This is a genomic window from Salinivibrio sp. SS3 (assembly GCF_001722105.1).
GTDB lineage: Bacteria > Pseudomonadota > Gammaproteobacteria > Enterobacterales > Vibrionaceae > Salinivibrio > Salinivibrio kushneri.
Genome location: NZ_MEBQ01000008.1, coordinates 65,462 through 73,498 on the forward strand (window position 1 = coordinate 65,462; position 8,037 = coordinate 73,498).

General features: G+C 49.7%; 7 protein-coding genes and 1 pseudogene. All 8 read right to left on the bottom strand.

From position 1 onward, the window contains the following. Window positions 1-44: 44 nt before the first annotated feature. Window positions 45-4,070 carry a DNA-directed RNA polymerase subunit beta gene (gene rpoB, locus BGL48_RS04575; RefSeq protein WP_069361559.1) on the bottom strand — a complete coding sequence of 1,342 codons (4,026 nt, stop codon included), beginning with the start codon at window positions 4,068-4,070 and terminating at the stop codon, window positions 45-47. Between the two features lie 229 nt (window positions 4,071-4,299). Continuing rightward, entirely contained in the window at window positions 4,300-4,668 is a 369-nt protein-coding gene (rplL, locus tag BGL48_RS04580; RefSeq protein WP_069361560.1) for a 50S ribosomal protein L7/L12, read from the bottom strand. A gap of 57 nt (window positions 4,669-4,725) precedes the next feature. Further along, complete coding sequence (gene rplJ, locus BGL48_RS04585; RefSeq protein ID WP_069361561.1) at window positions 4,726-5,214, bottom strand: 50S ribosomal protein L10; 489 nt, start codon at window positions 5,212-5,214, stop codon at window positions 4,726-4,728. Window positions 5,215-5,442: 228 nt separating this feature from the next. Continuing rightward, window positions 5,443-6,147 (bottom strand): 50S ribosomal protein L1, encoded by a 705-nt coding sequence (gene rplA, locus BGL48_RS04590; RefSeq protein WP_069361562.1) that lies wholly within the window; start codon window positions 6,145-6,147, stop codon window positions 5,443-5,445. Window positions 6,148-6,151: 4 nt separating this feature from the next. Next, window positions 6,152-6,580, bottom strand: coding sequence for a 50S ribosomal protein L11 (gene rplK, locus BGL48_RS04595; RefSeq protein WP_046074509.1), 429 nt, complete (start codon window positions 6,578-6,580; stop codon window positions 6,152-6,154). 122 nt (window positions 6,581-6,702) lie between these two features. Further along, window positions 6,703-7,248, bottom strand: a complete 546-nt coding sequence (gene nusG, locus BGL48_RS04600) for a transcription termination/antitermination protein NusG (RefSeq protein ID WP_025744447.1) — start codon at window positions 7,246-7,248, stop codon at window positions 6,703-6,705. An 11-nt stretch (window positions 7,249-7,259) separates the two neighbouring features. Next, window positions 7,260-7,631, bottom strand: coding sequence for a preprotein translocase subunit SecE (secE, locus tag BGL48_RS04605; RefSeq protein ID WP_025674747.1), 372 nt, complete (start codon window positions 7,629-7,631; stop codon window positions 7,260-7,262). A 226-nt stretch (window positions 7,632-7,857) separates the two neighbouring features. Next, a pseudogene (locus BGL48_RS16605) lies at window positions 7,858-7,938 on the bottom strand (hypothetical protein); the annotation flags it as partial. Between the last annotated feature and the right edge of the window lie 99 nt (window positions 7,939-8,037).

Below are 8,037 nucleotides of genomic sequence, written 5' to 3' on the forward strand. Positions count from 1 at the left end.
CCGGCAGCGCCTTCATATTCTTACCGGAGAGAGTAGCGCGTGGCTTACTCGTCTTCCAGCTCGATGTTGATACCCAACGAGCGGATTTCTTTCAGCAATACGTTGAAAGATTCCGGCATGCCCGGCTCCATACGATGGTCGCCATCCACGATGTTTTTATACATCTTGGTACGGCCATTAACGTCATCCGACTTCACGGTGAGCATTTCTTGCAGGGTATAGGCAGCACCGTATGCTTCCAGTGCCCATACTTCCATCTCACCGAAGCGCTGACCACCGAACTGTGCCTTACCACCCAGCGGCTGCTGCGTGACCAAGCTGTAAGAGCCTGTTGAACGGGCGTGCATCTTGTCGTCAACAAGGTGGTTCAGTTTCAGCATGTACATGTAACCCACGGTTACTGGACGCTCAAACTTCTCACCCGTGCGGCCATCGTAAAGGTCAAGTTGACCTGACTCTGGCAAATCACCCAGTTTCAATAGCTCTTTGACAACCGGCTCAGGCGCACCATCAAAGACAGGAGATGCGGTTGGCAGACCATCACGCAGGTTATTGATCAACGTGCGAACTTCCTCGTCAGTCAGTTTACTGATGTCCACTTCCTGACGGGTCTCACCCAGATCATAGACCTTCTGCAAGAACTCACGGAATTTCGCCAGTTCCTGCTGCTCTTTGAGCATGCGGTTGATCTTGTCACCAATACCTTTCGCCGCCAGACCCAAGTGCGTTTCTAGGATCTGACCGATGTTCATCCGCGAAGGTACACCCAATGGGTTCAGTACCAAGTCAACAGGCTCGCCTGACTCATCGTAAGGCATATCTTCGATCGGGTTGATCTTAGAGATAACACCTTTGTTACCGTGACGACCGGCCATCTTATCGCCTGGCTGAATGCGACGTTTCACCGCAAGGTAGACTTTAACAATCTTCAACACGCCTGGGGCAAGGTCATCACCTTGAGTGATCTTGCGACGCTTGGTATCGAATTTCTTATCAAAGTCGGCTTTGATTTCGTCGTATTGCTCAGCCAATTGCTCAAGCTGGGTTTGCTGTGCTTCATCATCCAGCGTTTGCGTCAACATGGTCTGACGATCCATGCCGTCGAGCTGGTTGTCGGTATAACCGGCTTGAGAAAGCAGTGTGCGAACACGCGCCATCAGACCGCCTTCAAGGATAGAGAACTCCTCGGTCAGGTCTTTTTTGGCTTCTTTTAGCTGCATTTCTTCGATTTCGAGTGCACGCTTGTCTTTTTCTACGCCATCGCGAGTAAAGACTTGTACATCGATAACCGTACCAGACACACCATTCGGTACACGCAGTGACGAGTCTTTCACGTCAGACGCTTTTTCACCGAAAATGGCACGCAGCAGCTTCTCTTCTGGTGTCAGTTGCGTTTCGCCTTTTGGCGTCACTTTGCCGACCATGATATCGCCGCCTTTCACTTCGGCACCGATATACACAACCCCTGACTCATCCAGCTTAGACAGCGCCGCTTCACCCACGTTTGGAATATCCGCGGTGATTTCTTCGCTACCCAGCTTAGTGTCACGCGCCACACAAGACAGCTCTTGGATGTGGATAGTGGTCAAACGGTCTTCCTGAGCCACTCGCTCAGAAATAAGGATGGAATCCTCAAAGTTGTAACCGTTCCACGGCATAAACGCGATACGCATGTTCTGACCCAGTGCTAGCTCGCCCAAGTCAGTCGATGGGCCGTCAGCCAGTACGTCACCTTTTGCCACTTCGTGGCCCGGCATCACGGTTGGACGCTGGTTAATACAGGTGTTCTGGTTAGAACGTGTGTATTTGATCAAGCTGTAGATGTCGATACCGGCTTCGCCTGGTACCAATTCATCTTCATTCACTTTCACCACAATACGTGAGGCGTCAACCGACTGAATGGTACCGCCACGTTTGGCTACCGCGGTCACCCCTGAGTCAACCGCTACATTACGCTCGATACCCGTACCCACTAGCGGCTTTTGCGCACGCAATGTTGGTACAGCTTGACGTTGCATGTTCGCACCCATCAAGGCACGGTTCGCATCATCATGCTCAAGGAATGGGATCAGCGACGCAGCCACGGAAACGACCTGGTTAGTCGCAACGTCCATATACTGAACATGGTCGCGTGGGTGCAAACCTGACTCACCCGTTTCACGCGCGGTGATCAGCTCATCGGTGAAAGACCCATCTTCGTTCAACGCAGCGTTAGCCTGCGCGATAACATAATGGCCTTCTTCAATCGCCGACAGATAATCAATTTGGTCCGTCACTTTACCGTCAACCACTTTACGGTAAGGTGTTTCCAGGAAGCCATAAGCGTTGCAGCGCGCAAACGCAGACAGTGAGTTAATCAGACCGATGTTCGGCCCTTCCGGTGTTTCGATCGGACATAGGCGACCATAGTGCGTTGCGTGTACGTCACGCACTTCGAAACCAGCACGCTCACGTGTCAGACCACCTGGACCCAAGGCAGAGATACGACGCTTGTGCGTGACCTCAGACAATGGGTTGTTTTGATCCATAAACTGTGACAGCTGAGACGAACCAAAGAACTCTTTCACCGCCGCAGAGATAGGCTTGGCGTTAATCAAGTCTTGTGGCATCACGTTATCGAGATCGCCCAAGCTCAAACGCTCTTTTACTGCACGCTCTACACGTACCAAGCCCACACGGAACTGGTTTTCTGCCATTTCACCCACAGAGCGAATACGGCGGTTACCGAGGTGATCAATATCGTCCACTTCGCCAATACCGTTACGGATATGGATCAGTTTACGCATCACCTCAATGATGTCTTCTTTGCTCAGTACGCCAGGTCCTGTGAGATCGTCACGACCCAACGAGCTGTTGAACTTCATACGACCCACAGATGATAAATCATAGCGGTCTTCGGAGAAGAACAGACTCTCAAACAGTTGCTCGGCGGCTTCACGCGTTGGTGGCTCGCCAGGACGCATCATGCGATAGATTTCAACTAGCGCCGTCAGACGGTCCGTGGTGTTGTCGATACGCAAGGTATCTGACATGTACGGGCCATGGTCCAGATCATTAGTAAACAGGGTTTCGATACGTTTATGACCTGCTTGCGACAACTGCGCCAGTGTCTCCAGGCTGACCTCTTGGTTAGCCGAGACAATCACTTCGCCAGTGTCCTGATTGACGTACTCACGTGCAGAGATCTTGCCCGCAATGTACTCAACTGGTACTTCGATGTGATCAACGTTATCTTTCGTCAACTGACGGATATGACGCGCAGTGATTCGACGACCCTGCTCCACGTAGACTTTGCCATCCGCTTCGATATCAAAGCTCGCGGTTTCACCACGTAGGCGATCAGGTACCAACTCCATCACTAGAGATTTACCTTTAACTTCGAAAACAACTTTTTCGAAGAACAGGTCCAAAATCTCTTCAGTGGTGTATTCCAGCGCACGCAGAATAATCGAAGCTGGCAGCTTACGACGACGATCGATACGAACGTATACGATATCCTTAGGATCGAATTCGAAATCCAACCATGAACCACGGTATGGGATCACGCGTGCGTTATATAGCACTTTTCCTGAGGAATGGGTTTTACCCTTATCGCTGTCGAAAAAGACGCCCGGACTACGGTGCAGCTGGGATACGATAACCCTCTCAGTACCATTGATGACAAAGGTACCATTTTCAGTCATGAGCGGAATTTCGCCCATATAGACTTCTTGTTCTTTGATGTCTTTAACGGTACCAGCCGGGGCATCCTTATCAAACATCACCAAGCGCAGTTTGACGCGTAGTGGGGCCGAATAGGTTACGCCGCGAATTTGGCATTCTTTGACATCGAAAACTGGCTCACCGAGACGATAGCTAACGTATTGCAGCTCGGAATTGCCGTTGTAGCTCTGAATTGGAAAGACAGAGCGAAAGGCAGCTTCAAGACCGTATTGCCCTTCTGGATCCTGCTCGATAAAGTTCTTAAAAGATTCAAGCTGGATCGACAGCAAGTATGGCACGTCCAGAACTTGCGGACGCTTACCAAAATCCTTACGGATACGCTTTTTCTCGGTATAAGAGTAAACCATAGGGTTCCTCAGCTCGCTGATAAGTGACCCAAACTGTCCAGTACAAGGGACAGTGACTAAACAACCACCGTTTAGTGTAGGAAAATCAAAGCGCTTGCTTTGATTTTTTTTGCATGGTCAGCAGTGATAAAACGGGGTGAAAATTTCACTACTGCCCTACAGCGCAAAAAGGCCGGTGGCTTTTTAGCCACCAGCCAATGCCTTTTCAGGCTAGGAAATTAAGTATAAATTACTTAACTTCAACAGAAGCACCAGCTTCTTCTAGCTGCGCTTTAAGCGCGTCAGCTTCTTCTTTCTCAACACCTTCTTTCAGAGGTGCTGGTGCGCCGTCAACAAGCGCTTTCGCTTCTTTCAGGCCTAGACCCGTTGCGCCACGTACCGCTTTGATAACAGCTACTTTGTTCGCACCCGCTTCAGTTAGGATAACGTCAAATTCGGTTTGCTCTTCAACCGCTGCGCCTTCAGCCGCACCGCCAGCAACAACGGCTGCTGCCGCTGATACGCCGAATTTTTCTTCCATAGCTTCGATAAGCTCAACAACTTGCATTACAGACATGTCTGCAATTGCGTCTAGGATTTGCTCGTTAGTGATAGACATAACAATTCTCTTTAAAGTCAACAATAAAAGGATTAAGCAACCAAATTAAACGGGCGATTAGGCCGCGTCTTTTTGATCGCGAACAGCGGCGATAGTACGAACCAGCTTGCCGGCAGAAGCTTCTTTCAAGCCCATCATTAGGCGTGCAATTGCTTCGTCGTACGTTGGCAGTGTCGCCAGTACCTCTGGGTCAGTGATCGCGCCTTCGTATGCAGCAGATTTAACCTCAAACTCTTTGTTTTCTTTTGCGAAGTCTTTGAAAAGACGCGCAGCGGCACCTGGGTGCTCGTTAGAAAACGCAATCAGAGTTGGGCCAACAAAAGTGTCTTGCAGACACTCATACTCAGTGCCTTCAACTGCACGGCGAGCCAGAGTGTTACGCACAACTTTCATGTAAACGCCCGCTTCACGCGCTTGTTTACGTAGAGAAGTCATTGCGTCCACCGCGACACCGCGAGAATCAGCAACTACTGCAGACAGGGCTCCACTGGCAGCTTCGTTGACTTCAGCAACAATTGCTTTTTTGTCTTGAAGGTTTAAAGCCATTTGGATTTGCTCCTGGATTGTTTAACACCACTCTCTACAGCTTTGCAGAGAGAGCTTGTACGGTGCAGATCCAAGAAAGACGAGAAATCTATCATGTTCTGGCACCGTCTACGTAGGAAGATTAAGTTCGTAATGAACGCCTACGGTCTTGGACGAAGTTTGCCGAAGCAAACTCAGCCATAAAATTGTCAAGCGAGAGAGTATAAACGACTCTCTCGCTAGTCGCAATTAGTTAACGCTTGCTTCCAAAGAGTTTTGGTCGAGAGACACGCCAGCACCCATGGTTGTTGAAAGGCTAACTTTCTTGATGTAAGTACCTTTAGCTGAAGTTGGCTTCGCCTTCTTCAGTGCCACCAACAGCGCTTCCAGGTTTTCTTTCAGGCTGTTCGCGTCAAAGTCTACTTTACCGATAGTGGTATGAATGATGCCATTCTTGTCGTTACGATAACGAACCTGACCTGCTTTCGCGTTTTTAACCGCTTCAGCAACGTTAGGGGTTACCGTACCCACTTTCGGGTTTGGCATCAGACCACGTGGGCCTAGGATGGTACCTAGCTGACCAACAACGCGCATTGCGTCTGGTGAAGCGACGACGACGTCAAAGTTCATTTCGCCTTTCTTCACTTGTTCAGCAAGATCTTCCATACCGACGATATCCGCACCGGCTTCTTTCGCCGCGTCAGCGTTCGCACCTTGTGTGAACACAGCAACACGGATGTCACGGCCTGTACCGTTAGGCAGTACGGTCGCGCCACGAACGTTTTGGTCTGATTTACGAGCATCGATGCCAAGGTTGACAGAAACGTCAACACTTTCAACGAAATTTGCAGTCGCCAGTTCCTTCAGTAGAGCAACGGCTTCGTTGATGTCGTACTCTTTGGTGACATCAACTTTTTCGCGGATTACGCGCATGCGCTTAGTCATTTTAGCCATTGTCTTAACCCTCTACGTTCAGGCCCATTGAACGGGCAGTACCCGCAATGGAGCGTTTCATCGCTTCGATGTCCGCACCGGTCATGTCTGCCGCTTTGGTTTCTGCGATCTCTTGGATCTGCGCGTCAGTCACGGTACCCACTTTTTCAGTGTTCGGACGACCTGAACCAGATTTCACGCCTGCCGCTTTCTTAAGAAGAATCGCCGCTGGTGGAGTCTTGGTTACGAAGGTGAAAGAACGGTCACTGTATACAGTGATAACAACAGGAGTTGGTAGACCTTTCTCGATAGATTCGGTCTTCGCGTTAAACGCTTTACAGAACTCCATGATGTTCACACCGTGTTGACCCAGAGCAGGACCAACCGGTGGCGATGGGTTAGCTGCACCCGCTGCAACTTGCAGCTTGATGTAAGCTTCTACTTTCTTTGCCATTATTCAATTACCTTATTTTGGGTACTGACGTCTATCTTGCGATAAACTCCCCGTTTAACAAAAGGGCGCGAAATTATAGTCAAATTTCGCGCCCTTGCCAACCGTTGATGATGCTTTTTTGATCAGGTTTTTTCTACCTGGCCAAACTCAAGCTCAACTGGGGTTGCACGGCCAAAGATTGAGACAGACACCTTAAGGCGGTTCTTGTCATAGTCCACTTGCTCGACAACACCGTTAAAGTCTGCAAACGGTCCTTCTGTGACACGCACCACTTCGCCGGCTTCAAACACGGTTTTGTGAACCGGAGACTCACTCGCTTTTTCGAGGCGATTGAGAATAGAGTCTGCTTCTTTATCAGAAATAGGTGCTGGGCGATCTGAGGTGCCACCAATGAAACCCATCACACGTGGCACACCGCGTACCAAGTGCCAAGATTCATCGTTCATCACCATTTGGACGAGCACATAACCTGGGAAGAATTTACGCTCGCTCTTGCGACGTTGCCCCTGGCGCATTTCAACCACTTCTTCGGTTGGCACCAAGACTTCCCCGAAATAGTCTTCCATTTCGTGCATTTTGATATGTTCGCGCAATGACTGCGCTACACGGCTTTCAAAACCAGAGAAAGCCTGGACCACATACCAACGTTTTTTGGGAGCTTCGCTCATGTACTTTTACCTCACACGCCAGTGATTAGGCGGACTAGACGGACCATGATTCCGTCAACGCCCCACAAGATGAGCGCCATAACGACAGTAACAGCCAGAACGATGAGAGATGTCTGTAAAGTCTCTTGGCGGGTCGGCCAAATCACTTTACGCACTTCCATACGCGATTCGCGTGCAAACGTGATCGCAGCTTTTCCTTTCATCGTGAGTGCAGCAACACCACCGGCAGCGGCAACCAGTACCACCACAGCAGCAGCTCGCACTACCACAGACACGTCACTGTACAGGCTATTCCCTATCACGGCTGCGGCCAATAGGACAAAAACAACACCCCATTTAAGGATGTCCATCGAACCGGATTGGGTCTCAGCGTTCGCTTTCATACATTCTACCTGTAACAAGTCTACATAGACGGCAGTGCCTTTTCAGCCATCCACAATCAGTGTTTGGCAAAGGCACATGGTGATCATAACGCCTCAATAAAGCTCGATACGATCACTAAACTCTGCGCTTGCTAACAACTACTGGCTAAATTCACACCAGCAGGAGCGTCAAACGCAGAAAAAGGGCATCAAATGATGCCCTTTTTACTAGTGTTTCGTCAAATCATTATTCAATGATGTTAGCAACAACACCAGCGCCTACAGTACGGCCACCTTCACGGATAGCGAAACGTAGACACCTATCCATCTGGCGACGATAGAGCGGTGTACATCCCAATGATTGTTGTACCAGGCAAAACAAAAACAAAAACATACAACTAACCTAGTGTAGCCCCATATCTGCACA

Coding starts and splice junctions, on each gene's coding strand:
- rpoB (WP_069361559.1), bottom strand. CDS start 4,070: ATGGTTTACTCTTATACCGAGAAAAAGCGTATCCGTAAGGATTTTGGT.
- rplL (WP_069361560.1), bottom strand. CDS start 4,668: ATGTCTATCACTAACGAGCAAATCCTAGACGCAATTGCAGACATGTCT.
- rplJ (WP_069361561.1), bottom strand. CDS start 5,214: ATGGCTTTAAACCTTCAAGACAAAAAAGCAATTGTTGCTGAAGTCAAC.
- rplA (WP_069361562.1), bottom strand. CDS start 6,147: ATGGCTAAAATGACTAAGCGCATGCGCGTAATCCGCGAAAAAGTTGAT.
- rplK (WP_046074509.1), bottom strand. CDS start 6,580: ATGGCAAAGAAAGTAGAAGCTTACATCAAGCTGCAAGTTGCAGCGGGT.
- nusG (WP_025744447.1), bottom strand. CDS start 7,248: ATGAGCGAAGCTCCCAAAAAACGTTGGTATGTGGTCCAGGCTTTCTCT.
- secE (WP_025674747.1), bottom strand. CDS start 7,631: ATGAAAGCGAACGCTGAGACCCAATCCGGTTCGATGGACATCCTTAAA.